14 protein-coding genes are annotated in these 23,660 nt (G+C 63.2%); 5 read left to right on the top strand and 9 right to left on the bottom strand.

The window, feature by feature from the left end:
- The 4 genes from FOY91_RS21485 to FOY91_RS00015 form a co-directional block, all read left to right on the top strand.
- A partial coding sequence (locus FOY91_RS21485) for a hypothetical protein (RefSeq protein WP_203234441.1) occupies positions 1-245 on the top strand: 245 nt, incomplete at its 5' end.
- Between the two features lie 71 nt (positions 246-316).
- Complete coding sequence (locus FOY91_RS00005; protein WP_145146971.1) at positions 317-3,463, top strand: DEAD/DEAH box helicase; 3,147 nt, start codon at positions 317-319, stop codon at positions 3,461-3,463.
- Positions 3,464-3,530: 67 nt separating this feature from the next.
- Positions 3,531-3,794: a hypothetical protein gene (locus FOY91_RS00010; RefSeq protein ID WP_145146973.1), complete on the top strand. Its 264-nt coding sequence runs from the start codon at positions 3,531-3,533 to the stop codon at positions 3,792-3,794.
- A 289-nt stretch (positions 3,795-4,083) separates the two neighbouring features.
- Positions 4,084-5,145 carry a hypothetical protein gene (locus tag FOY91_RS00015; RefSeq protein ID WP_145146975.1) on the top strand — a complete coding sequence of 354 codons (1,062 nt, stop codon included), beginning with the start codon at positions 4,084-4,086 and terminating at the stop codon, positions 5,143-5,145.
- A gap of 276 nt (positions 5,146-5,421) precedes the next feature.
- Here the strand turns inward: FOY91_RS00015 and FOY91_RS00020 are convergent, their stop codons facing one another.
- The 7 genes from FOY91_RS00020 to FOY91_RS00050 all read right to left on the bottom strand — a co-directional run bounded on the left by FOY91_RS00020 (position 5,422) and on the right by FOY91_RS00050 (position 18,757).
- Positions 5,422-6,294, bottom strand: coding sequence for a GIY-YIG nuclease family protein (locus FOY91_RS00020; protein WP_203234442.1), 873 nt, complete (start codon positions 6,292-6,294; stop codon positions 5,422-5,424).
- A gap of 295 nt (positions 6,295-6,589) precedes the next feature.
- Positions 6,590-8,335: a MarR family transcriptional regulator gene (locus tag FOY91_RS00025; RefSeq protein ID WP_203234443.1), complete on the bottom strand. Its 1,746-nt coding sequence runs from the start codon at positions 8,333-8,335 to the stop codon at positions 6,590-6,592.
- Positions 8,332-11,757 (bottom strand): DEAD/DEAH box helicase, encoded by a 3,426-nt coding sequence (locus tag FOY91_RS00030; RefSeq protein ID WP_145146977.1) that lies wholly within the window; start codon positions 11,755-11,757, stop codon positions 8,332-8,334. Before FOY91_RS00030 ends, FOY91_RS00025 begins: the two co-directional genes overlap by 4 nt.
- A gap of 159 nt (positions 11,758-11,916) precedes the next feature.
- Positions 11,917-13,752 (bottom strand): ATP-binding protein, encoded by a 1,836-nt coding sequence (locus FOY91_RS00035; protein WP_145146979.1) that lies wholly within the window; start codon positions 13,750-13,752, stop codon positions 11,917-11,919.
- A complete protein-coding gene (locus FOY91_RS00040; RefSeq protein WP_145146981.1) occupies positions 13,745-14,974 on the bottom strand; it encodes a hypothetical protein in 1,230 nt (409 codons plus the stop codon). The genes FOY91_RS00035 and FOY91_RS00040 overlap by 8 nt, the downstream gene beginning before the upstream one ends.
- A 46-nt stretch (positions 14,975-15,020) precedes the next feature.
- Entirely contained in the window at positions 15,021-17,651 is a 2,631-nt protein-coding gene (locus tag FOY91_RS00045; RefSeq protein ID WP_145146983.1) for an AAA family ATPase, read from the bottom strand.
- A complete protein-coding gene (locus tag FOY91_RS00050) occupies positions 17,648-18,757 on the bottom strand; it encodes a metallophosphoesterase family protein (RefSeq protein ID WP_145146985.1) in 1,110 nt (369 codons plus the stop codon). Before FOY91_RS00050 ends, FOY91_RS00045 begins: the two co-directional genes overlap by 4 nt.
- Before the next feature lie 371 nt (positions 18,758-19,128).
- Here FOY91_RS00050 and FOY91_RS00055 point away from each other — a divergent pair, with 371 nt between their 5' ends.
- Positions 19,129-19,389 carry a hypothetical protein gene (locus tag FOY91_RS00055; RefSeq protein ID WP_145146987.1) on the top strand — a complete coding sequence of 87 codons (261 nt, stop codon included), beginning with the start codon at positions 19,129-19,131 and terminating at the stop codon, positions 19,387-19,389.
- A gap of 1 nt (position 19,390) precedes the next feature.
- Here the strand turns inward: FOY91_RS00055 and FOY91_RS00060 are convergent, their stop codons facing one another.
- Together FOY91_RS00060 and FOY91_RS00065 are read right to left on the bottom strand one after the other, a co-directional pair.
- Complete coding sequence (locus FOY91_RS00060; RefSeq protein WP_145146989.1) at positions 19,391-22,189, bottom strand: conjugal transfer protein TraG N-terminal domain-containing protein; 2,799 nt, start codon at positions 22,187-22,189, stop codon at positions 19,391-19,393.
- Between the two features lie 64 nt (positions 22,190-22,253).
- Positions 22,254-23,648: a conjugal transfer protein TraH gene (locus FOY91_RS00065; protein ID WP_145147081.1), complete on the bottom strand. Its 1,395-nt coding sequence runs from the start codon at positions 23,646-23,648 to the stop codon at positions 22,254-22,256.
- Positions 23,649-23,660: the final 12 nt, after the last annotated feature.

Genomic DNA, 23,660 nt, shown 5'->3' on the forward strand with positions numbered 1-23,660 from the left:
TGGTACCGCCGGCGGTCGCCGCGCCGTCTTGGGTGCGTGCCCCAACCCCCGTCGACCGCAGCATCGCAGGGGCACCGGACGTGCTCGCCCTGTTCGCGGCGCACTCCATCAAGTCCGTGGACCTACGCGACAAGGGCGGCTCGCTCTGGGCCTACGCCCCCGAGCGGGGGCCCGCGTCCGCCGATCTGCGAACCCGAGGGTTCGTGTGGTCCGAACGGCGCGGCGCCTGGTATCTCAAGTCGTGATCTGGAGGCGCAAGCCGAACGTGGTGCCGACGGCCACTCCGACTGAGCGGTTTCGCGTGGAGGATGCCGGCGTGGTGGTGGTGACGGGAGTCGACGGGACCGCGCGGTCCGCGGCCGTGGCCGCGCTCGTCGAGGAGTTCTGCGATGAGGGCATCGCCGCGGTCGTGGAGGGCGGCCACCTCATCGCCTGGGACCGGCTCTACGGCCTGCTGGGGGACCCCGAGCGCAGGGACGAGCTGGAGGTGCTTGGCCTGCCCCCGCGGATCGAGGCCTCTCCCCGCCTCGTCAGCCGCGGCTCGCTGACCGACGCCACGTTCTCCGTCGCCGTCGACGGATGGCTCGACGGTGACCGGCGCACGATCCACAACGCGCGGCTCCGCGGCGGCGCGCTCGAGCTTGACGGCATTCCGCATCTCCTTCCCCCCGGGGTCTGGCGGCTGGTCGACCGCGTCCGGACCTTCGGCCGCCGCCCGCCGGAGGATCGTGGCGAGACTGCGCAGCGGGGTGCCTGGGGAGGCATCCGCCGGGACGCCCTCGCCGCGGGCGCGATGCTGGACGACTTCCTCTACCGCACGGTGGTTCTCACGCCGGACCGGCTCCAGCTCTCCCTGCGGCGCGAAGAGGGTCTCGGGCTGGTCGAAGTCCAGCCCTGGTTCGAGGGGGCGCCAAGTCACTGGCTCGGTGCGTTCGATGCATCGACCAAGGTCCGCGACCGGTACGATCTCGTAACTCCCGAAGGCGTCGTGCAGGTGATCGTGTCGCCCGAGGTCGCGACGGTGCTCCGCGAGATCAAGCGGATGCCCGGCCGTCGCGTTGCGGGCGAGCGTGCGCAGGCGTTCCTCGTCAACCCAGTCGCGGCGCTCGGTCCCGACGCCGCGGAGGTAGTCGACACCGACCAGTTCGAGGAGGCCAAGGAACAGGCGGGCATCTCGTTCGACCGCTTCGCGGCGATCGTCCCGGAGACGCATGGCGAGGGCGCGCTCGGGATCCTGGTCACCTTCGGCTCCGGCGAGCGGCTAGAGACGCGCAATGTGATGCTGGAGGAGCACGACGTCCTCGAATTTGTGGAGCAGGTCGAGGGGCACCTTGCTCGGGGACTGCAGCTTTGCGCCTGGGACGACTACGAGTTCGAGCTGGATGGCGACAGCGCCCTTCACTGCGCCGCGCTGCGGCGCGCGGTGGAGCGTCACGCCGCGTCGCTGATCAGCCACGGCCAGGTCTACGACCTCTCCGGCTACTCGGACCGCGTCGGCGGCATCGGCCAGGAGACCTCGTTCTACTCGGCGCAGGTATCGCGGAAGAAGGATGACGAGGGCTGGTTCCCCAACAACATTGTGCCGCTCATCGGCTGGAGCGACCCCGAGACGGGCGAGTCCGCGACGGTCCCACTGACGCCGGAGGTTGCTGGTCAGCTCCGCGCCGATCTAGAAGAGGCGCGCCGCACCGGAAGCGAAACCGTGTCGGTCGGCGGTTGCCCGTCGCCCATGCCCGTGCGCGAGGCGGAGGCGATACTGTCCACCTTTGATCAGGTCGGTGCGGAGGCGCAGGCGGGCACGTTCGATCCCTCGCGGCCGCCCGCGGGCCGGAAGCGGCCGACGCTGATACTGAAGGGCAACATCGAGCAGGTCGATTACAGGGAGGAGCGACTTGCCGCGCTGGCGGCGCCCCGTGCGGCACCGTCGCTGCCGGCGGCGCTGCGCCCGGAGATGGAGCTGAAGCAGCACCAGCTCGCCGGCCTGGCGTGGCTGCAGCACCTCCTTGCGTTGGCGCCCGACCAGTGCCGGGGGGCACTGCTCGCCGACGACATGGGGCTCGGCAAGACCGTGCAGATCCTTTCCCTCATCGCTCGCGCCCGGCAGGACGATCCCGACATGCCGCCGGCGCTCGTAGTCGCGCCGCTGACGCTTCTGGAGAACTGGCGCGAGGAGGCCGAGAAGTTCCTGCTGCCCGGGTCGCTGAAGGTGCTGACCGCATATGGCGAGGGCCTGGCCGGCATGAGGGTCGATCGGTCGTCGGTCGACGAGCAGCTGCGCCGCGAGGGACTGGTCCGGTTCCTGAAGCCCGACTGGCGAGGCGACGCGGATGTCGTTCTCACGACATACGAGACGTTGCGCGACCTCGAGTTCTCCTTCGCCCGTGAGCGATGGTCGATCATGGTCTGCGACGAGGCGCAGAAGATCAAGAACCCGAACGCGGCCATGACCCGCGCTGCGAAAAAGCAGCAGGCCACATTCAGGATCGCCTGCACCGGCACACCGGTCGAGAACAGCCTCGTGGACCTCTGGTGCCTCTTCGACTTCGTGCAGCCGGGCCTTCTCGGCGCGCTGAACGAGTTCGGCGCCGACTACCGCCGCCCCATAGAGGCGGACGGTGATGCCGAACGCGCGAAGGTCGAGGAGCTGCGCGCCATCATCGAGCCACAGCTGCTGCGCCGCATGAAGTCCGAGGTCGCCGCCGACCTGAAGGCCAAGGTCGTCGATCGCGCAAGCCGGCGGCTGCCGATGAGCGTCTCCCAGCGCGGACTCTACGTCGGCGCCATCGAAGGCTTCCGCGCACGGGCGGACAAGGCTGGCGCGCACCTCGGCCTGCTCCATCGCTTGCGCCTGATCTGCTCGGAGCCCGGCGGCGCCGACGGCGCGGAGGCGTACGACGCCGTTGAGGCCTATCGCGCCCGGTCGCCCAAGCTCGATTGGCTGATCGCGACCCTTGCGGCGATACGCAAGCGGGATGAGAAGGTCATCGTCTTCTGCGAGTTCAAGGCGATCCAGCGCCTGCTGCGGCACTACATACGGGACGCGTTCGGCATTGCCGTGGACGTCATCAACGGGGAGACGACGGCCGCCGCCGGCGCAGCGGACAGTCGTCAGAAGCGCATCCGGGCGTTCCAGGAGCGGCCGGGTTTCGGCGTGATCATCCTGTCGCCGGTGGCGGTTGGGTTCGGGGTGAACATGCAGGCCGCGAACCACGTGGTCCACTTCACGCGGACCTGGAACCCCGCGAAGGAGGACCAGGCTACGGACCGCGCCTACCGGATCGGGCAGACCCGCGACGTCTTCGTCTACTATCCGACGGTGGCTGCCGACGACTTCAAGACCTTCGACGTGAAGCTCGACGAGCTGCTGGAGCGCAAGCGCGCCCTGGCTGGGGACATGCTGAACGGGACCGGCGAGATCGGCGTGCGCGAGTTCGACATCGACGAGTTGCGGCCTGCAGCATGAGCGACGAATGCCGTCCATCCCGCGCCCCTGCGGCGGTCAGCGCCGGCCAGCACGATTGTGTCGGCCCGTGAGCGCGCCCCCCGGCTTTGGCGCCTATTTGGCGAACGTGCAGGAGCGCGACGTCGACCTGCTGCTCATGGAGGAGTTCCACGTCGACGGCCGCTTCGTAGAGTGGTTCTGCGACCGCGTTGGGGGTGCCGGCGCCCGCTTCGACGGCGCATCGCACAGCGTGACCGACGCCGACGGCGAGACCGACCTGCTCCTCCAGACGTTGTTCCTCCACCGGAAGCAAATCACGACGAGAGGCAACGAGCCAACACGCCGTCCCTGACTAGGGGCGAACTCGACCCGCTGCGCGGACCGGGCAACCGACCGGAGGAGCTGTTCCTGCTCGAGTAGCCGTCCGAGCGGGTACCGACAACCAAGGGGTCACGGGCGACCCGGACTATTCGCGGAACTCAACCAGAAGGATCTCCCTTCGAGTGCGCCATTCTATGTGACGGCCCGATGGCCTCGTCAAAAGCCTGAACCCCGCCGGACTTTCGTGTTACCCGCCTGCCATGCCCTTCCGCTGGACTCACATCCGCACGGTCGAACCCTCGATTCCACACGACAGGACCGTGCACCAACCATTCAGCCTCTGGTGGGCGGCGCTCGCCGCGGCCGACGAGACAATGCAGGGCGGACCGCTGGTGCCAGCGTGGCTGCGGCTTTTCTCTGCCCACCTCAGCTCAGCCGATAACGTACGTCTTCGATGGGGCGGCGATCTCGGAGAGAGCGCCGAGCTGAGGCGCGCCTACTCGGCGCTCTATGGCCGCTACTTCTCAAGAGCTCTGCTCGCGAGTCGGCTCGGGTTCACCGACTTCGTGCCTCTGCGAACGAACGTCACGCGGCTACCGAACGGCGTCACCATACGTCGGACCGCGAAGGGCGACATACCCGACTGGATCGCGTGGGACCCCGCGTCGGGCAGCTACTGCCTGTGTGAGGCGAAGGGCAGTCTGACGGGCAAGGAGCCCGCGTTCATGACCGGTCAGCCGACCTGCGTAACCGAAGGCAAAAAGCAGTTCGGACGCGTCGAGGTCCTGGACCGCTCAGGAAGGGCGGTGGCGACGAGGAACTGGGTCGCTGCCAACCTATGGTCCACCGACAGCCGCCGACGGGAGTCCGTGTCGCTGCTCTGGGATCCGCCAAGCGACGGCGGGACGTTTTCCAAGGGCGAGAGCGAAAAGCACGCCGACGGGATCAGGCGTCGACGGATCGCCAACATCGCGCTTAGACTGGGGCGTGTCGGGCTGCTCGGATCTGCGCGGCGAACCGGCGGCGTGCTGGTGCGCGTGAAGGCCAGTCCGGACCGCGACGGCATGCCAACCAAGGTCAGCGCCAGTCACGAGGATGACCTACTGCACCCGATCGAGCGTCCCGCCACTAAACCGCACGAGGGCGTTTATGCAGCGGCGCTGATCACGCCGTTCGGGATCCGCCCCATCCTCGATGGCGGCGATCTCGCCGCCCTGAACGCGGCGAGTAAGTCGGTGGCCCCAGCGATGCTCTTCGGCTTGTCGGTAGACGCACTACGAGCTGGTCAGACAATTTCGGAGCCCTGGATTTCCGGTCAAGGCATTGCCGCCCCCGACGGTCTTAGCTTGTTCGACCTGAGCCGCGTCGAGATTGGCGGGTAGCCACCAAATTGCGGACATTCACGAGCGAATCAGCGCGTCCCAGAAGCGATCATCCTTCCATATTGATGTCGGCCTTTTCCGGGACGGGAATCTATGCGCTTTGAAACGAGGTGGGCTGAGACTTTCTGTCGTTGCCGAGCTTTATGGCGAACGTCAGGCCTCGTATCGAGCCTACACTACGGTCGTTTTCTGACCGGCATATCAGAATGAAAGGAGGAGGGATGGTTGCGGCTGGCCGCGGGACCAGTTGACGTCGATGTTCAGCCGCACTGCGATTCAAGTTGCTGGGAGAGGACAGTCAGGATTTTTGTCCAACCAATTGGACACGGCCTGGTCTCGTTCGTCGGGCAGATCTTCCCAACCAGAGCCTACTAGGCCGCCGCGCCGCAGGTAGCGGTAGCCGGCCCGACCGCCCGGGATCATGTTGAGCCGCCGCGTGTCCGTCCAATGCCCGCGCACCAGCGCTTCCTCCGCCTCGTATAGAGCCTCTATATCTGTCGTGACGACCATCACCTTGTGGTGAATGTAGGTCACCCTTCTAGCCGCAAGTTCCTCCCTCAGCTTGCGATGGAAAAGCAAATGGCTGCCCTTGCGCATCGCGCGCCGATGCTCGGCCCAGCGAGTCTTCCAGCTCCTCGTGGTTATGCCGACGTAGAAATAGCCATCGACGGGGTAGGAGCCGCCCTCACCAAAGATGTGCTGGTAGAGCACGTATGACTTCTTCGGCCAGCCAGTCGGCGCAATCAGGATGTGCGCAGGTGCCGAGAAGAGAATGCTCGGCTCGGTCACGTTCGAGGATGGCATATCGATGTCGAGGCTGCGCGCCGCAGCCATCAAAGCAGGGTCTGTCACGAGGTCGAGACGAATCACAGGTGAAAGTATGAGCTCTTCGGCTTCTTGCGGCTTGCCAGACCTGTATTCGCCCGTGCCCGCCGAGACGTTTCGATGTCCCTGGCGGATCCGTTCCTGCGGCGCGACAAACTGAGGCCCATTGCTCATCGCGACCATGTGGAAGTCTGGGATGGCGTCACCGGCGTTGATGCGGATCACCCCAGCGGGCTCCAGCGCGCTGGTCAACCAAAACTTGCCGTAGTCTGTCTCGCACCAAGCTCGCAGCCGCCGCTCGAGCTCGCCGCGCAGCTTGTGCATCGAAGTTGGAGTCAGATGCTCCCACCACGCCCTATCGATCGAGACCGGGCCAGCCACGGTCTATCCAGCCGCCGGCTGCTCGGCAGCCGAGCAGGCGGCACAGCCGCAATTGGAGAAATCTCGCCTGCGCCCGGAGGTGCGGCGGCCAATCCGCCATACCGGATCTCCCTCGATGATGGGCATTATCACGCGTTAGTTGGCTCCATTGCCTGTCTCTTATAACACCGCTTGGACACCCGTTGGTAGCGGCCGCGTCTTCTACTAGATGCGCCGCATCCACACACAAAAAGATCGATTAATCCTTCAAAAGCGCTTTGAACCTCTCAAGCAAAGCGATGGCCAGTCCCGGGCCCTTCAAATGCAGGCCGATTTCGTCAAGCCGATTACCTGAAAGACCCGATTGCGATCCCCAGTTCATACTACTGATAATCACATCATCATCGTCCCAAGCTAAAAACTTCGCATGAAGCTGCGGCTCGCGCGAAGGGATCAGCTCGACGATGTCATGCAGGCGCTCGCGATGCTTGACGACATGTCGGCGTTTAGTAGGACCGGTGTAGCGAGAGAAATAGACCCTAGCATCCTCAATGCGGCGGCCGGCCACCTCCGCCGGGTTGAACAGCGCAGGCACCATATTCGCGCCGACCTTGTTGGTGCAGCAGACGAACCGGTGCTTCGCAGAATGCGCTGCGGCCCGCAGCAACTGCTCATGATCGTCCGCATAGACGACTGTCAGCTCAGCCCGTGAACCTTCGACCGCTTGCGCAGCCGGCGCTAGGAACGACCCGCGTCGGCGGAGGTCGGACGCCATGAAATGCAGCACCTCAGCCGAGCGCGAGGCGCTGGCTAGGTTCGAAACAATCGACCGCAAGACGTCGAGACCGATTGCAGCCCCGTGGTTGTCGCGCAGTTCCACAGACATCTCAACCGATGAAAAAGGCGACTGAAGCCAGTTGCACGACCCAAAGAGGACCGCTGCGCCGCCACGGCCATCATCCGCGGCAGCTATCTTGACGTGACTTCTTACCGAATCACGCTGCACCAAGACGAACCCAGCCGCGGCGCGCACAGCTGAAAGGCGCTTGCTGAGTTCCTGCATGGCAATCGCATTCTTTGCCTTGTCATCGAGGACCGTGCCGTAGAATAGATGGCACCTTACGCCGCGACTGATGGCCTCCTCCAATGCGCGCCAGATGCGCTCCCGATGCTCTTGGCCCTTTGCGTCCGCCTGTTCGGCAACAAAGGTGGAGAGAAGAAAGACATCGGATCGCGCCGCCGCCACCAGACGCTCGAACGCCTTCAGATGCTCCTCGGCGCCGACGATGAGCTGGTCGGATTCGAACGCGATTCTGGCGGAGGGCGGGCTATCGGGCGGCGGGATCGACACTTGCGGCAAGACGCCGGTCTTGATGGTCGTTTTGAGTGCCTCGACGAGAAGATCGGTCGTACCTTCCGGGAACACGCCATTTCGAACGTCATCGAGATTCAACTCTAGATATCGTTGCTCGATCACCGAGCTAATCGCCTGGACACCGCGCAGCCATTCTCCCGCGCGGAGCGAACGTGCCATATAGCTCGCGACCCTGCCTGCCATCGTGTCGTCCGTTTCCGGCAGGTCGCTGGCAGGAAAGCCGACCGCCTGCGCGGAACTAGGTAATCTGGTCAGCGGGATCGTCTTCACGTCGCGATTGCGAAGAATCGATTGGCCGACCTTTTCATAAACGATGCTGATGCCGACCTCGCGGTCTGTGGTTCGCTCCGGCAGCGCGCGGTCGGAGCGGAGGAAAGCATGTCCGACGGCGCTGGTCGTCAGGACCGGTGTTGGCGCCATACGGACTTCTACCAAGCCGAACTGCATCAGCCGTGCTACGGTTGAACTCGCGACTTGACGCGGGATTTGCAGCGAACTCGACAGCTGCGCGATCGTGCCTGGCGAATGATCGAGCGTAAGAAGCACCATCTCTTCGACCGGGCTCCAGCCCCAGGTCCGCTGGACGACTGCGCGAGCATGGTAATGCCAGGCGGGAAGGAAGATCTTCACAAGCGCAGCCTCCCGTTCTCGTCCGTGTTGATGATGGCGGCGCCATGACCGACGCCGTCGAACACGGTCGCCGCCAGGCGATCGACCTCGCCGAACATGGTCCGAAGAAACTCCAGCTCGCCGCCTGAATGGTCTGGATCCACTCCCTCGATGGCATCCTCGATGAACTGGCGGCTCGTCGCGAGCACCAGTTTCTGCCGGGCACGGCTCAGCAGCACGTTCATGCGCTGAGGATTTCGGATGAAACCCAGAGCCCGCGTCCCGACCAGTGCATTGTTTCGTACTAGGCTGGCGACCACGACATCGGCTTCCCCACCCTGGAAGCTATCGCTGGTGTATACGAACTTCCCGTCCCTGCGCGGGCTGTCGAAGCCGAATAAGGTACCGCTCTCCGAATCTATTTGACGCTTGAACAGGCTCTCGAAATGACCGACTTGCGCAAGATAGGGCGACAGAATGACAAGGGTGGGTGACTGCCCGCTTTCACCGGCCAACGGATGCAGATGCTGTATCGCCGCCAGCAACGCCGCCGCTTCGGTCTTATTGGTGTAGGACCGTTTGACCTGCCGCTCGAACGACCGTTTACTGGTTTTACTGAGCGCTGGCAAATTGACGAGGACAATCGGCGCTGTGACGAAAGGCGGGCCCGTTGTGATCGTCACGGGCCTTGCCTTCACGCGCTCCGAAGGGACAAGCTTTCCGTCATAGAATGTCTTTGAGACTAGGTCGCTGATCGCCGGGTGCATACGGCTTTGCTCGAGCAAAATATTGGCGATCGAGCTAGGCCGTCCCGAAGTTTTCTCCCGGTCTTCCTCGCGTTCTGCGATCGAGCGAAACGCTTCTTCAAGCCGCGCCGCTGTCGCGAGAACGTCCTCGAGGAGCGGCTGGTCGGATTTGATGAGCTCGAGCGTAGCCTCCACTTCAGCGGGTAAGTCGGATATCGTCGCCAACTGTTCCTTTGCATCGGCGAGCAGCTCGGACGCGACCGCGACATCGTAGAATTTCCGGCGATCAACCACGTCGAACGGCGAAAGCTGACGATGATCCCCGATCATGACACGACGATTGCCAAGCAGGAGCGCGCCGATTAGTTCCGCGCCGCTTGCCCGCGCCGCCTCTTCGATGATCACCCAGTCGAATTGCTCGCCATCTGCGATCATTTCCTCGATGACATAGGAGGATGTTGTCGCAAGCGTTACATCGGACGAGCGCAACAACAGGTTGTCGGTATCACGAAAGACCCGGTCGGCCACCACCCGCTCCGCTACGTCGACGGGTTTCAGAGCTTGCGTGATCTGATTATGCTGGCTTGCGAGCAGAGCGGCAATATCGGGCGCAAGCGAAGTCGTAGATCGCAGCAAAGCAGCCGACGCCTGGCGTAATGCGCTCAGCTTATCGTCGTCGCCCGGCTTTTCGACACGCACTACAATAGACGTGGTCTCCGAGAGGCCAGACCTGAGCTCCGCCTCCATCTGGACGAGCGTCTCGTGGTTCTGGGCCGAAATGAGTATGCGTGCGTCGCGCGTGATCGACAGAATATTCCTGACCAGCTGCGAGATCAGGAAGGTCTTGCCCACGCCAGGCGGTCCAACAACGACGTTGATGGATTTGCCAGATGCGATCGACTGCCATGCGCGTGCCTTTGTATCGTCTAGATCAGCCGGCGCCTCACCGGGAGCCGCAATGTCACGGAGCATCTCGTCGAAGCCAACCTGAGCCGGATCGTCCAGCGCTCGTAGAAGGTCCACATTGGTTCTAGCGGCGACTATGTTCTGCAGCCGGCGACGGATCGCGCGTTCAGATCCTGACTCGGGCCGAGGGCGAAGATAATTCCCTTGCCGGGCTGTGATGGGCTGCTTGGAGGCAAAGGCGTAGGCCTGTCGACCCCGATAGAGGCTGCTGCCGAGATAAAGGACGTCTGGAAGCCGGTCCCGCCCTCCAGCGAGTTTGTCAGACGGGGTGAGCGTCCACGCGGCTTTGCCGTCATCATCCCGCAAATCGCGCCGAAATGCCTCTTCCGCAGTGCGCATCCCCATCCGCACGCGACGCTGGTCTCGATCCGATTCCGTTCGCGGCACGACCCAGACGAGGTTTTCCTCATCGCCCGGCGAAGCGGGAAGGATCTCGATAGGATAAATTCGGAACTGGTCCCTGAGCCAGGTGAAGGCTTCCAGAACGATCAGCGCGTACCAGGGCGTTACGTCTCGCAGCGCGTTTTGCGTCGCAGCGGGATCATTTGAATCTGTCCACGGTATCGCCCCCGGACCAAGTTTCCGGACCCGGTCCTCAGCGGTCTGCCGCGTGCGCGACAGGTGCAGCCGGTGTTTCAGCTCGACTGCGTCGTAGATTCGGTCTGCGGGACGTCTCTTCTCTGCGGAAACGAGCATTCCGAACCGGTTATCGACGATTTTGACGCCATAGACCGCAAGATCTGTGAAAACCTTTACAATACCCCGGCCCGAAAAGTCGGCGCGGGCGTCCGGGCGCAGCATATCCTCCTCAACGAAACGAAGCACGGCGGCTGTATCGTTCGCCGTGATTGTCCCGGACGTGAGCTGCGGCAGATCGCCGCGCAATACGTCCGACGTCGGATAGAGAACCATTTCGCCTTCCGAACTGGATCCCACACGGTCGAGCTCTGCGATGACTTCTCGCAAGTCGCGTAGTACGATGCCACCGTCGAACAGTTGATATTGCGGCGGGTTGGCAAGCCTGTCGAGCATCCGGCGCTCGATCGAGATTAAGGATGGTCCGCTATCCGCCGTTATGCCGAGGATCGACGCTGCTGCCCGGCCGAGATCCATCCAGTCTTGGCGGAATGAGATCGCGCCGGATGACCGCAGCGGATGATGCGCACCACCAAGATCGCCGTCGCTGATGTGGACGCAGGTCTCATATCCACCTAGGCGATAATCCTCCCGATCATCGCCGTGCGAAAAGAAGACATGCTCGCTGACCGCGCCGTGGACGATACCTGCATCGTGGCAGTCAGCCAATGCTTCGGCGATGCGGGCGATGTTGCGCCAGAAAGTCTTGCGTCCGGCACCAGAGAGGAAGAGACCCTGCTTTGCCCGCACGCGCGCGGGACTGGAGACCGGAGTCCCTGGATCGAGCATCAGGATTGCGAACTCATGGCGATCCTCGACGACGCCACGCACCTCGACCAGCAGGTTGCGAGAACGACGCGATGAGAGGAGCCGGCGGACGCGGCGCAGGCCCCGCGCGATCAGACGACGGAGATCGTCATCAAGCGGCGTGCCGGTCTTTTTGAACAGGCGGAGCAGATAGCCTTCGCCATCGTCCACACCGATGCCGATCCGTAACTGGGACTGCCAGACACCCCCCACGCCAGGAAAAGAGTCATCGGCAAATCTGAACCGGTCGTCGAGGCTAGCGCTGACGGCCTTCGCTTGCTTTGCCATTTATCCCCTCCTGCCCCGCACGCAGCAGCGTACGGGCTACATTGACGCGAAGCCGCTGTTGACCTGTCCGCTTATCGCGTCAGGATTGGCCGTGTGATCCCGCCGGCCGAAGCAGATCATAGGAATAAAGCGACACCAGCGCCCTCTCCTCCGAGTGTACTAGACGCTGGCCGCAAGCACCTTGCCACGCCAGCGGTCAATGACATCGTCGAAATTGACCTCGCGCCAATCGGAGTTCCATTCCTGCAGATAGTTGACGCTGCGCGAGTGCGGTTCTGGAACCGGCAGCGCAAAGCGACCGACCGTCGGCATAAGCGGCGCGTCACCGACGATGAGGAACTCACCTTGACCGAGGTTGGGAAGCAGGTCTCCGATCCCGGCGGATAGGTCGGGAAGGAGAGACTTGATGTAACTCTGATCGACAGCGTTGGTCAGCCGCAGCGAAATGAAGTTCGAACATTGGGAGAATATGGTCTCCGAGACTTCCGACGGCCGCTGACTCACGACCATCAGCGTGACGCCATATTTGCGCCCCTCCTTCGCGATCCGCTCGATCGATTTGCGCGACGAGTCATATTGTGCTCCACCCGATCGGGGCACGTAATTATGGGCTTCCTCACATACCACCATGATCGGTATGTCGCTGACGTTGCCGCCAACATGACGATTTTTCGAATAGTGAAAGCCAAAGTCGAAGATCATCCGCGATATCAGGCTAACGACAATGCTCAAAACCTCGAACGGTATGCCACTCAGATCGACGATCGAGACGTTAGACTGCGTAAGATAGCCGATGAATTGGCGCACGACATCCGCGAAATCGCTCGTAACGAGCAAAGCGCCGTCGTCTTTCACGGGATAGAATAAGAAGCGCAGCCGAGGGTCGGCAAGCCGCGTACGCAGCCGTAGAATGAGCCGGTCGAATTCTCCATGGAAGGGACCGTTGCTGGCTTTCGTGGCCGTCGCGGTCGACGCGACGACAAAAGACTGGAGGGCGTCGAAATAGCAACTGTCGCGATCTACGACTAACGTCTCGTTGGCAAGCTTCGGCTTTCCCTCCCCGACCAGCTTGCCAATCACTTCGGCGTTCATGTTTTCAAGGTAGGTTACGACCTCGTCAATCGAGAAGTAGACGGGCGTGTCGAAGGAAAGGTTCTCCAACCCTGGATTGTGGCGGCATTTATTACGCACGACGGCGTGCCGGAATTGCGACACTTGGTTGTGCGAGTTGAGCTCGTGGCTCTCGATGAACATCTCCTCGAGCTCCTGGGCGTTCATCAGCCAGTACGGCAGCCGGAGCGTATCGACGTCGAGCAGGTTCAGCGTAAAGTTCTCGGCTTCGGCGAGCCTGAAAGCCGCAGCATATTCGGCATGGATATCGAAGATCACGATATGCGCATTTTTCTGCGCGGCCTTGTTCGCGTTCGCTTTCTCCTCGATGCCAACGACGGTCTGCAGGATCTTGGCAACGGCGCATGATTTGCCTGAGCCGGTCGATCCGACCACCGCGACGTGTTTGCTGAAGAAGCGGTCGCCATCAACCTCGAACTTCACGTCAGGCGCGACACTGAGTGTGCCGAACGAGAAGGGCGACCGGATTTGTTTGGAGAAAATATCGCCGAGGACCGCCGGCGGCGTCACGTAGGCATATTCGGTTGGCACCGGAAGGGCCGGCGTTCCGCGGGCAAATTCGCCTTCCTCCGAAAGCGTGCCGATCGGCTGAGTGTCGATCTGGAAGCGGAACGCGACGGAATCGACGTCGCCGCTGTCGCCGTCATCGGCCACGCCGGGCCTCGAGCGATCAATGTGGGAGGCGCGAACGGCGGTGATCGTGGCGAGCAGATAGAGATTATTGCCCGAGGCGATCAGTAGATACTGTCCTACGCCGAGTTTGGTTTTGTATTTCTCGAAATCTTCGGCGCTGCTGATTTCGATGCGCACCAGCGACGGTGAGCTATCGGTCACACTGCCGATTGGGTTTCCAAGATCAGGCATATGTGGTCCTTAGCTGCAGAGCATATTCGAGATCAGAGAGCCGCTCGATTTCGAAGCGGTGAACATCTATGTCATGGTGAGCCCAAGGGTCATCCGCGACGTTGACGAGGAAGAGCTCGTCCGGCCGCTTTGGCGGTTCCTCCGTCACACTGTCCCGGCCGGCAAGGCGCACGCTGAACTCGATGGCGAACGGGGATTTCTTGACCATCGGGCGCCGGAATAGATCCTTGGCCCGAAACGCGCTGCCTACCAGCCCGTTGGCGCAGCGAAGACCGGCATCATGGAGGCGTGTTTCCAAACTGCTGACGTCATACTCTCCGACGATCATGAACAACGGAGGGTTTGAGTGCAGGTACTTGCAGCAGTAGCGCTCGACGAACTTCTTGATGAAGCGGACGATGTCATCGTCGAACTTCTCGATCGCAGCCGGGGCAAGGACGAAGGTGCGACCGCGCGCATTTTGTCCGAGCGATGGCTTGAGGTCTTCGCGAAGCCGCTTGAAGATCTGGGCGCGTGTCGCAAGCTCTCGGGTCCAGCGCGTGAAGGTCACCTTCCGAACGTCGTGAAGAGCGCCGAGGAAAAGCGACGGATCGACGGTCCGATCTGTCACGCTGGCTTGGGTAGCTAGATCGACGATGCGTTGAATCGCGTTGGGATAGATGATCGCCTCAACGTCCTCGGCCGAAAACCCCTTGCCGCGCAGTTCGTCCAGAACGGTCCGCTGGAGAGCGTCCGTCGTTGGCCCGAACTCGATGGTTAGCCGCTTAAGAAACTCGTCGTGATCAACGCCAGCCACGATACGTTTTATGATCGTTTTAAGCGGATCCGACCCGGTCCCGAGAACCGTTTCCAGCTCCGGCTTGGTCAGCGTCCTGCTACCACTCTGGTCAGGAAAATGGCAAAAGAGTCGATAATAGATCTTGGGCGTTTGGCTCGCGTCTTGCGAGAAATGCTCAAGCATGAGCAGGATGGGTTTATAGATCTTGCCGAGCGTGAACTTGTCGGCCTGCTCATGATATTTGCATTGCACGGCGGTCGTGAAGCCAGCCGTTGCCACGTCGATGTCCTCGATCGCACCTTCGATGGTTACCTTGGTGCCGGTTCCAGCCACCAGGATCTCCGAAAGGTATCGGAGAAATTGGTAGAGGTAGCCCTTAATCGAATATTCCGCAGTTCTGGCCACGCCCCCACCCTTCTCGGCCAGAGTGATCTGCGGCCGCATCTGCGTCAAGCAATCCCAGTCCAGAGATCGTACAGTGGCGGGAGTATCAGGGCGCTGCCATAACGAGCCGGTTGCCGGGTACGTGCCGGAACGCGCGATCGCGACACGTCAGAAGGATGATCTGCATGCGAGTTGCAGCCTCGGTAAGGATCTCAATCATGGTGTCGAGACGGCCATCGTCGGAATAGACGAGCGGATCATCGAGGATCAGCGATACCGGCTTGCCCTGCTCCAGCAGCAGGTCCGCAAACGCGATCCGCGTCAGAACCGCGAGTTGCTCCTGCGTGCCGCGCGATAGGGTGGCGCAATTCTCGTCGACACCGCCACGCACCACTGTTTCGAGTGTGAGATCGTCCGAAAAGGTCAGATCGCAGTCCGGCAAGAGCTGCGCGATATACCGCTTTGCTCGCTTGGCGACGGGACCTACAAATTTCGCCGAGGTCTCGTTGCGTGCGGTTTCGAGCGTCTCCCGAAGGAGCTTGAGCGTGTCCGCTTCCTCAGTCACGCGCTGGAGCGCGGCATCAGCCGCTTCCTTTTCGTCTTGCGCCGCCGCCGCGCGATCGGCGAGGCCTAACCCGCCCTCGCTCTCGATCGTGCCTTCGAGGCGCGCGATGTTCGTCTCGAGTTTGGTTCGCGTTTCCGCAGTGGTGCGCACGCGCGCGTCGATGATGTCGATCCTGCGTTTGATCGCGGCCACATCATGCGCGGAAGCGTCGCGCGTCGCGTCGTCGAGCTTCACCGCCGCCTCCGCGGCGGTTTCGCGGGCTCGTGCAAGAGCCGCCTCGATCGTGGCCCACTCTGGCCTTGCCTCGATCGCCTCAACAACGCTTACGGCACTTGCCTGGTCGCTTACCGCCCCCGCTTCGAGAGTGGCGAGCGGCGCGTCCTCGCCCTCGACCCGCCGCAGCGCCTCGATCGCGCTGTCGTGTGTTCCATCAGCGCGAGCAAGCTTCGTATCGGCAGCATCGAGCGCCTGTGTCAGGCCGGCGATGTCCGGGAGGGCAGCGTCGCTATCGCCGAGTTCATCCTGCAGCTCGGTGACGAGCAGCTTGAGCGCCTCGGCTCCGGCAGCAAGTTGGATGAACTCATCGGCCGGCGTGACGGCTTCGATCCGCGCCGCAATCGTGCGGAGTTCAGCAGCCGCGTCGCGTGCCGCCTCGTTTCGTGCGCGTGCCGCCGCAAGATCGGCAATCCCAAGTTCGTCCAGAGCCACCTTTCGCTTGCGGAGCGCCGATGTCAGAGTTTCCTCGGCGCTCGCAGCAGCAGGGGGCGGGCTTACAATCAACTCGGCCCCGCCGATCGTGATACGCGCCTCGCGGGTCAACGTGCGCTCGCCAGCCTTCATCGGCTCGCCGTCAATGATGATGCCATCCGTTGAGCCCGACAATGTGAGCCGCGTGGCGCCGGTTGCGACGACTGCCTGTGCCTGGCCGACCGCGCGATCGTTGGCCTCAAACTCGGCAATCGAGTCCTGCCCGATTGCGGTGGCGGCCAGCGTTTTCGCGTCCCGGTACTGCTGCTCGAGCTCAAGCAATTCATCATGACGGCGCCGGGCGGCGGCGGTCGCAGCCTGCCGACGAGTCTGCCGCAACTTTTGCTCGCCAACCACCAACGCCGCGCGAGCAGCTTGCCGCTCGGTTCGCGACGCTTCGAGGTCCGCGCGCGCGGCCGCCGCCTTGTCTCTGGCGCTGGCGAGCGCTTCCGCAACGGCGGCGCGCGATCCCCGCGCCGAGGTCAGCGCGGTGGCGGCAGTCTCGCGCGCGACGACGGCGGTCTCGTGCCGCTCTTTCAGATCCTCAAGCCCCTTCAGCTTCGCGGTAGCTGCCTCCTGCTCAGCCTTGCGGGTCGAGAGGATCTGCTCGGCCGCCCGGGCGATTTCCAACGAACCGACCAGATCCTTCCGGGTCTGCACATCGGTATCATCAGCGATCTCACGCTGGATGATCTTTAGCCGCCCACGGGCGGCGTCGAGCTCGGCGAAACTCCGTTCGAGTGCAGCAAGGCGCTCATTGGCCTCACGCGCCGCCGTCTCGGCAGCCTCCGCCCGTTCGCGCGCCTCGTTTTGCCGCCCGCGCTTCTGTCCGGTCGGCGACCAGTACAGATTGAATTGCGCGTCGACCCTTTGGCGGACCCGGCGATAAGCCTCGCCACCCATGATCGAGCCTACCTCCGCCTCAAGGGTCGATGCGATCGTATCACGCACGATTTGACCAGGGTTGGCGACCGCAAGCGCCTCGGTCTGGGCCACCCAGAGCAGCCCGAGCGCGCCGTACGTCGAAACGTCGCCGCCGCGGCTGGTGTCGCGGACCGAGCCGAGCAGAGCATTCAGCCGCGCTTCGGCATCGTCGCCCTGCGCGCGGCCTTGCGGGCTGGTGATTTCGAGCGCCGGACTCCTCAGGAATCGTTTGGTGATCGACCACGGGGCGCCGTCGACGTCGAAACCAACCTTGATCTCGGGAGCTACCGCCTCGCCATAGGGAGCGTACGATTGGGCGAGCTGGTTGCGCGTGTTGTGGCGAACGAAGAAGGCTGCACGCAACGCCTCCAGAAGCGTCGATTTGCCGGTTTCGTTGGGTTCGATGACGATGTTCAAGCCTTCGGTGAGACCCTCGACCGCGAAAGGGGCTCGAAACTTTCGGAAGCCATCGACCGCGATCCGCCGAATGACGAGCGTCATGGCTGCTCCTCCCGGCTGTATTCAACAAAGAGCCGTTCAAGCGCCCGTTTAGCTACCGGTCCGTCCTGCCCCCCCACTTCAATCTTGACGTTGAGTTTGGCCGCAGCGGCGCCGAGCATGCCCTCAACTGCGAGCGCTGCCAGATCCTCTTCGCTCGGCCGACCAACGAGATCGTCGGCGCGCACGACGAGATGCCGCAGACGATGGCTGATGTCGTTTTCGAGGCGACCGAGCATCGCGATCCGATCGCTAAGCCCGGTGATGCCGGCGAGCGACAGTTGGAGCAATGTATTGGGTGCGTCGATCACGGCGAGAAGCTGGTCGCATTCGGCGTCGAAGGCGGCACGGTCGTTGACGGTCCAATCGCGCACGAGCCACTGGAATCGGCCGGTTCGGGCCGGCACTACTACCGGCTCCCGGCCCGCCTCAATGTCAACCACGAGCGCGTGCCCGGGGTCGTCACGCTGGAAGCTGTCGGTTTCAGGTGTACCGGAATACCAGGTCCGCGCATCGACCTTGAGCGCACCGTGCCAGTCGCCGAGCGCGAGATAATCGAGCGTCGAGCGTTTTGCGCGATCGGGCGCGATCTGGTTCTTGGTTTCGCCACGCGATCCGAAATCGCGGATCGAGCCGTGGGCCACGCCGATGCGCAAACGGGCGCCTGGCGTTTCCATTGTATCGAACAGGTCCGTCGGGTCGTCGAGATTGTGGCGGTGGACCAGCGGCGCCGGCAACAGCCAGGCTCCGGGTTCAAGCTCCAGTGGCTCAGGATCGGAGAGAATGGTGATCCCTCCCCCTACCCGCCGGCGAACGCGGTCCCACAGGCCGCCATTACGCGCGAAATCGTGATTGCCGGGGAGCAGCCACCAGCGACACGCGTGTCGAGACATCCGCGAAATCGCCTGCACGATCGTGCGATCCTCCGGGCCCTCGGTGTCGAAGACGTCGCCGGCCACGAAAACATGCGAGGCGTTGTTGTCAGATGCGAGCCGGCCGATCCTGTCGATCACGTCAAAACGCGCCTCGCTCAGGGCAGCGCGGACCTCGGGTTCGAAACGGCCATAAGGTTTGCCGAGCTGCCAGTCGGCGGAATGAATGATCTTCATTGGCTTCCTATAGCCCGGACGGACTGGTTGAGGATATCTGCCGGCGTCCGCGGCTATCCACCGTCGCTGGACACACTAGCCAGTCACGTAAACAAGGGTCTACCCACGCCGTCTCGGTTCCCGGAAGCGGCCGCTCCGCTCTCCACCAGAACGCCCGTGCTGGCGCTCCTGCGTCCGACGCGGACCTGCGATCTCTGGCACCTGCCGTCATCGCGCACTGAGTGCGTCGAGGCTTTAGAGCCGTTGCAGCTCATCAACTTGCCCGCCGCTGGCACCCCAGCGGAAGAGCAGAGCGAGCGGAGAGGATCGAATTCCACTCGCGACAAGGAGGCGCATCAGATATGTTGAGTATATTAACGAGGCTCACGGCGATGTCTGATCCCGTAATTGACGCTCATGTCCATGCGCATGCTGATCGTCTGCGCGCGTTGGAGAACGAAGCCGCTTGGCAGCGCCGTGCAGCGAGCGAGGACGGGTTCGACGGCATTCGCGAATACAGCCGCGCTTGGCATGAAGACCGCTCCACCGCCTACCTACTGCGGAAAAGCTGGGCCGATCCGATAGCGCGGGCGTTCTTCGTTATCGGGCTCGGAATTATCGCTGCTGTCTGGCTTTATCTGTTCTCACAGTAGTCTAATCACGCTTAAACGGCGAGAGCGGTACTGACTTACTCCACTCCCGAGCTCGTTCGGCCCCGTCTGTTGACGGAGCAGCAGCCGCGTGGGTCGTATCCGCATCTCGACTACGGCGCTTCCGCTCAATAATGTCAGCGCCTCTTCCTTGGGCATTGGAGACTTCGCTCCGGATTGCACCCGAGCGCTCGCGCAGCGCTCCGCCTTCGGCGGCATTGGCCAACGTCGGCACAGATCCCGCCTCAGCGGCGCCGCGCAAGCGAACATCCTGTTCGCTTGACACTGCCGGTCGGTCCAACCCGCTCGCATCAGGAGCCGCCAGCCGCTCCTCTATTTCCGCGCGCATGTTGGTTCCGACCTGCTCGACGTACTTCGACATCAGCAGGTCGCGTTCGAACGCAACCTGAGGATCGGCACTGTGCCAATGTGTAGCGTTGGCCGGGTCGAAGTCACGATAGACAAGGGGCGTGCCGGCGATTTCGGCTCGTGCGAATGCAAGAAACGCGTCGCTGGTGTTGAGAGAGCCGCTAACTCCCTCGCCCTCACGCGCCGACCAGCGGGTCTCAAGCCGATTGGCCTCCTCATAAAACCGGCGAGCTTCCCGACTGAAGCTCTTCGCCTCCGAAACGCTAGAGCTGATCCCTGCTGCGCTGCTGGATACGTCTGACCGAGAGCTCGTTGCAACTGACCGATCGAACGTATCACGGTTTTCGGACCAACCACGATTGGTTGACCACTGTTCAAGTGCGTCCGCGATGCGACCGCCTTCGCGAGAAACTGTTGCCGTATCGCTGTCCGTCCACCGCTTCGACGCGCCGCCTCTGGCGTTCGCAGAGGCGCCCATCTTCGCAACTCCGAGGTTCATACCGATCCCGCCATCGATCCCTGCCGAGCCGCTCACGAACTTCTCTGTCGCAATAGAGTCTGCCACTTCCGCGCGAAGCCCGAACCGGCTCTGGAGCATGCGAGATGCCTGATCGACCTCGTTGAAGCTGCTGCTGATGTTTGACCGGTCCTCTGCGCCGTAGCTGTTGGCTATCGACTGATCGTTGCTCACTGCGTGGCGGAACTCGTTGAAGCGGTTGACGGCGTTGCTGACGCTCTCGCTTGCCTGGTTCGACAGCGTCTCACCTCGGGTACGGGTCTCGCTGGCGACACGCGACGCCTCGGTCGCTACCGACTGCGTCACCTGCGGGCTGAATGGGAGCTTGGAGACGGGGACGTCGAGCAGATCGTTGGCCGCAAAGCTCGTCGCGAGCGTGCCGGTGTCATTGAACGCGCGGGTCTGCGCCGCCCCGTAGGTAAAGCTCGGCGCCTGGTTCCACTGGTCGTGCTGGCGCGTCTGGATCGTCTGGTTGTCGAAGCTGGCATTGCCCACGCCGATGTTGCCGGTCGACGCCTCGCGAGCAGCTTCCTCGGCGGCGTTCTGCGAAGGATTGAGGTAGCTGGTCGCCTGGCTCGAAATCGCCATCGCACCCTTGGCGATGCCGCCGGCGAGGAACGGGATCGAGGCAACCAGATAGCCGGCGAGCATACCGATGTCGTCATTGGCCTCGCTCATGCCCGCGAAGCTCGCCAAGGTCAGCCCGTTGCCGGCCCCTGCCCCGGCGACCTCGGACGCTCCCTTGAACATCAAGACCATGTGCAGGATCACGTACAGCGGCCCCCAGGCCGCCAGATAGAAGAAGCCGGTGACATAGCCGCGCAGCGCCAGCGGGCCGCTCTTCGGCATCAGGAACAGCGGAAAAAGCACGGGGAACAGCGCGTAAAAGACCACGGTCAGAACGATGTTGAGCACCGGCACCCACTTCATCGCCGAATGGGCGATCGAGCCGTAGGTCCGCTTGGTCTGAATCTCTGCGCGGGTCTGCGCATAGACATCAACGCTGCCGGTGCCGGTTGCACCTGCGGCCGAGTGCATTGCCTGGCTCATGGCGTTGATCGTCAGCGTCTGCTTGAGGATCTCGCTGGCGGAGGCGGAGACGCCGGTCAGATAGCGGTAGGCGACCGGCAGGTCGGCAAACAGCTTGGCCTTGGCGAGATCGGCGCTCTGCCTGGGGTAGAGCTGCCTGCCGAAGACGCGGCCCAGATCGTCGGTCATGCCGGCCCACTGCGTGCTGAGGGCCGCGTAACCGTCGCGGCAGGTTTCGATCGAGGAGGTGACCGCCCCGCCGGCATCTCGCGTCAGGAAGCGTTGCGCCCGCGCCTGACTGCCAGGACCGATCGCACCCCAGATATCCGGCGCCTTGCTCAGCGTCTCCATCGAGTAGCGGCCGAGCAGGACGTCGTAGAACACGCATTGGCGGAAATGCTCATCGAGATTGGCGCCGAACTCGGGATCGTTGATGCGCAGGTTCTGCGTCGCCTCGAGCAACCGCGAGCCGTAGATCATGCCGTTGCGGCTGTAATCGAGGTCGCCGGGGAGCCCGAACACGAGCTCGGCCGAGCTGACCAGATAATCTCCGACTTGGCTGGTGAAGCTCGCCATCATCGCCAGCCCCAGCGGCACGTTCGCGACCTGCGCCGGCGCGAGGCTCGGATTGATGCGGTCGGTGACATGGACGTCCAGCCGCGGCACCATCAGCACCATGTACATGAGCGTCGCCTGCAGGAACCAGTTAAGCCAGGCGCGCCAGTCGGCGTTGAAGGCGACGATCAGCACCGAATAGCCCAGCCCCATGACCATGCAGACCTGGAGCAGGCTCTTGTAGCCGCCATCGCCCGTCCAGGCCGCGACGGCGTTCAGCACGTTCACGACATACTCGCCGCCACCGATCGTGAAGAGTTCAACCGTCGCCATTGCCCGTGCTCATCTTGGAGGTTGGTGGGTCGCCGGCGCTCCGCACAGGCGACCGGCGGCACGCCTAGTTCAGCCCACGCGCGCTCACGCCGCGCGACCAGTCGAGCGCCGCCGCCATGCCGGGCGACATCGAGTTGGCGAGCACGTTCTCGAGGAACTGCGTCTTCTGAATGATTGCCATGATCGCGGTGATCCGCGCTTGCGTGGTCTGCTGCCGGTCCGCGAGCGTCGTCCGCGCGGTGTTAATCTGCGCACTCCAGGCGGTCAGCTTGGCTTCGTCGGCAGCGATGAAGCTCGCCTTAGACTTGCCGACCTCGCTCACCAACTGGTCGAGGATGGCGTAAAGCAGATCGATCGAGGCGATCTCGGCCAGGGTCGAGCGATCGTCGGTCGAGAGCCCGCGGGCATAAGCCGCCTGCACCGTGAGGATCTTGTACAGCGGCACCGAGGCGATTTGCAGAAGCTCCTTCTGCTCGGGCGTGATCGCGCTGTCGGTGCGGATCGCATCGACCATGCCATCGATGAGCGCGGTCACCCGCGGGCGGATCGCCTTCACCGTCGGCACATCGAGTGGCTTCAGTGTCGGGCTGAGGCACTGGTCCTCGGTGTCGCAGGCATAGACCTGGACCGCGTTCGCGCTGGTGCCGTCGAGCAGCGCAGTGACGAGCGTCGAGGTGGTGTCGCCCGTCAGCGGCTGGAACCGCCCTGGGTCACTGTCGGTCGGCGGCACGTAGATGATCGTGCCGACCATGGTCATCACATATTCGGCCAGCTCGCGGTCGAAGCTGCCGGCAGCGTTGAAGAACTTCGAACCCTTGAGCACATGCCAGGTGTAGTTGCGCGGGACCGCCGAATTGACAGCATCCCACTTTGCGGGATCGGCGCCATCGATGGTGGAGCGGCGCTCGCCCTTGTTGCCGCAGCCATGCTTGGCGGCCGCATAGTCCGAGAAGATGCCGTCGGAGTTGCCGATCGCCTCGCAGATCGCCTTGTCGGCGAGATCGCCCTTGGGCCAGACCGACCCCACCAGCGCCTGCGCGGCCTCACAGCTAGAGATGTTGAGCGCGTTCATCATCTGCGCTTTCTGCGCAAACTCATCCATGACCTTCGAGCATTCCGGGCAGACGGTGTCGATCGCCAGCTTGAAGGCGAAGCCGACCGCATTGTTCGCCACCGCCTTCAGCATCGCGACGATCTCGCTCGCGTTGATGAACGAGAAGGAGCCGGCGAACAGGTCGATGCCGCCGCAGCCCGCGCGGGCGGAGGGCAGCTGGAGATTGCCGAGGTTGGTCGTCTTCTGCGGAAAGCGCGTCCAGACGTTGCCCAGGCTGTAATAGCCGGCTGACTGGCCCTGAAAGGCGCTGGGCCCGGTGACGTTGGCGGCCCCGCCTGCGTCGCGGACGAAATCGTCCATCGCCTTGGCAACCTGAGCGCTCGCGGGCGCCACCGGCACGATCATCGGCACGAGCGC

This window comes from Alterirhizorhabdus solaris, assembly GCF_007785815.1.
In the GTDB taxonomy this organism is placed as follows: Bacteria; Pseudomonadota; Alphaproteobacteria; order Sphingomonadales; family Sphingomonadaceae; genus Alterirhizorhabdus; species Alterirhizorhabdus solaris.

What these genes read in the sequence shown, in the direction of transcription:
- FOY91_RS00020 (WP_203234442.1), bottom strand. Translation starts at nt 6,294, where the DNA reads ATGCACAAGCTGCGCGGCGAGCTCGAGCGGCGGCTGCGAGCTTGGTGC.
- FOY91_RS00030 (WP_145146977.1), bottom strand. Translation starts at nt 11,757, where the DNA reads ATGGCAAAGCAAGCGAAGGCCGTCAGCGCTAGCCTCGACGACCGGTTC.
- FOY91_RS00035 (WP_145146979.1), bottom strand. Translation starts at nt 13,752, where the DNA reads ATGCCTGATCTTGGAAACCCAATCGGCAGTGTGACCGATAGCTCACCG.
- FOY91_RS00040 (WP_145146981.1), bottom strand. Translation starts at nt 14,974, where the DNA reads ATGCGGCCGCAGATCACTCTGGCCGAGAAGGGTGGGGGCGTGGCCAGA.
- FOY91_RS00045 (WP_145146983.1), bottom strand. Translation starts at nt 17,651, where the DNA reads ATGACGCTCGTCATTCGGCGGATCGCGGTCGATGGCTTCCGAAAGTTT.
- FOY91_RS00050 (WP_145146985.1), bottom strand. Translation starts at nt 18,757, where the DNA reads ATGAAGATCATTCATTCCGCCGACTGGCAGCTCGGCAAACCTTATGGC.
- FOY91_RS00055 (WP_145146987.1), top strand. Translation starts at nt 19,129, where the DNA reads ATGTCTGATCCCGTAATTGACGCTCATGTCCATGCGCATGCTGATCGT.
- FOY91_RS00060 (WP_145146989.1), bottom strand. Translation starts at nt 22,189, where the DNA reads ATGGCGACGGTTGAACTCTTCACGATCGGTGGCGGCGAGTATGTCGTG.
- FOY91_RS00065 (WP_145147081.1), bottom strand. Translation starts at nt 23,648, where the DNA reads ATGATCGTGCCGGTGGCGCCCGCGAGCGCTCAGGTTGCCAAGGCGATG.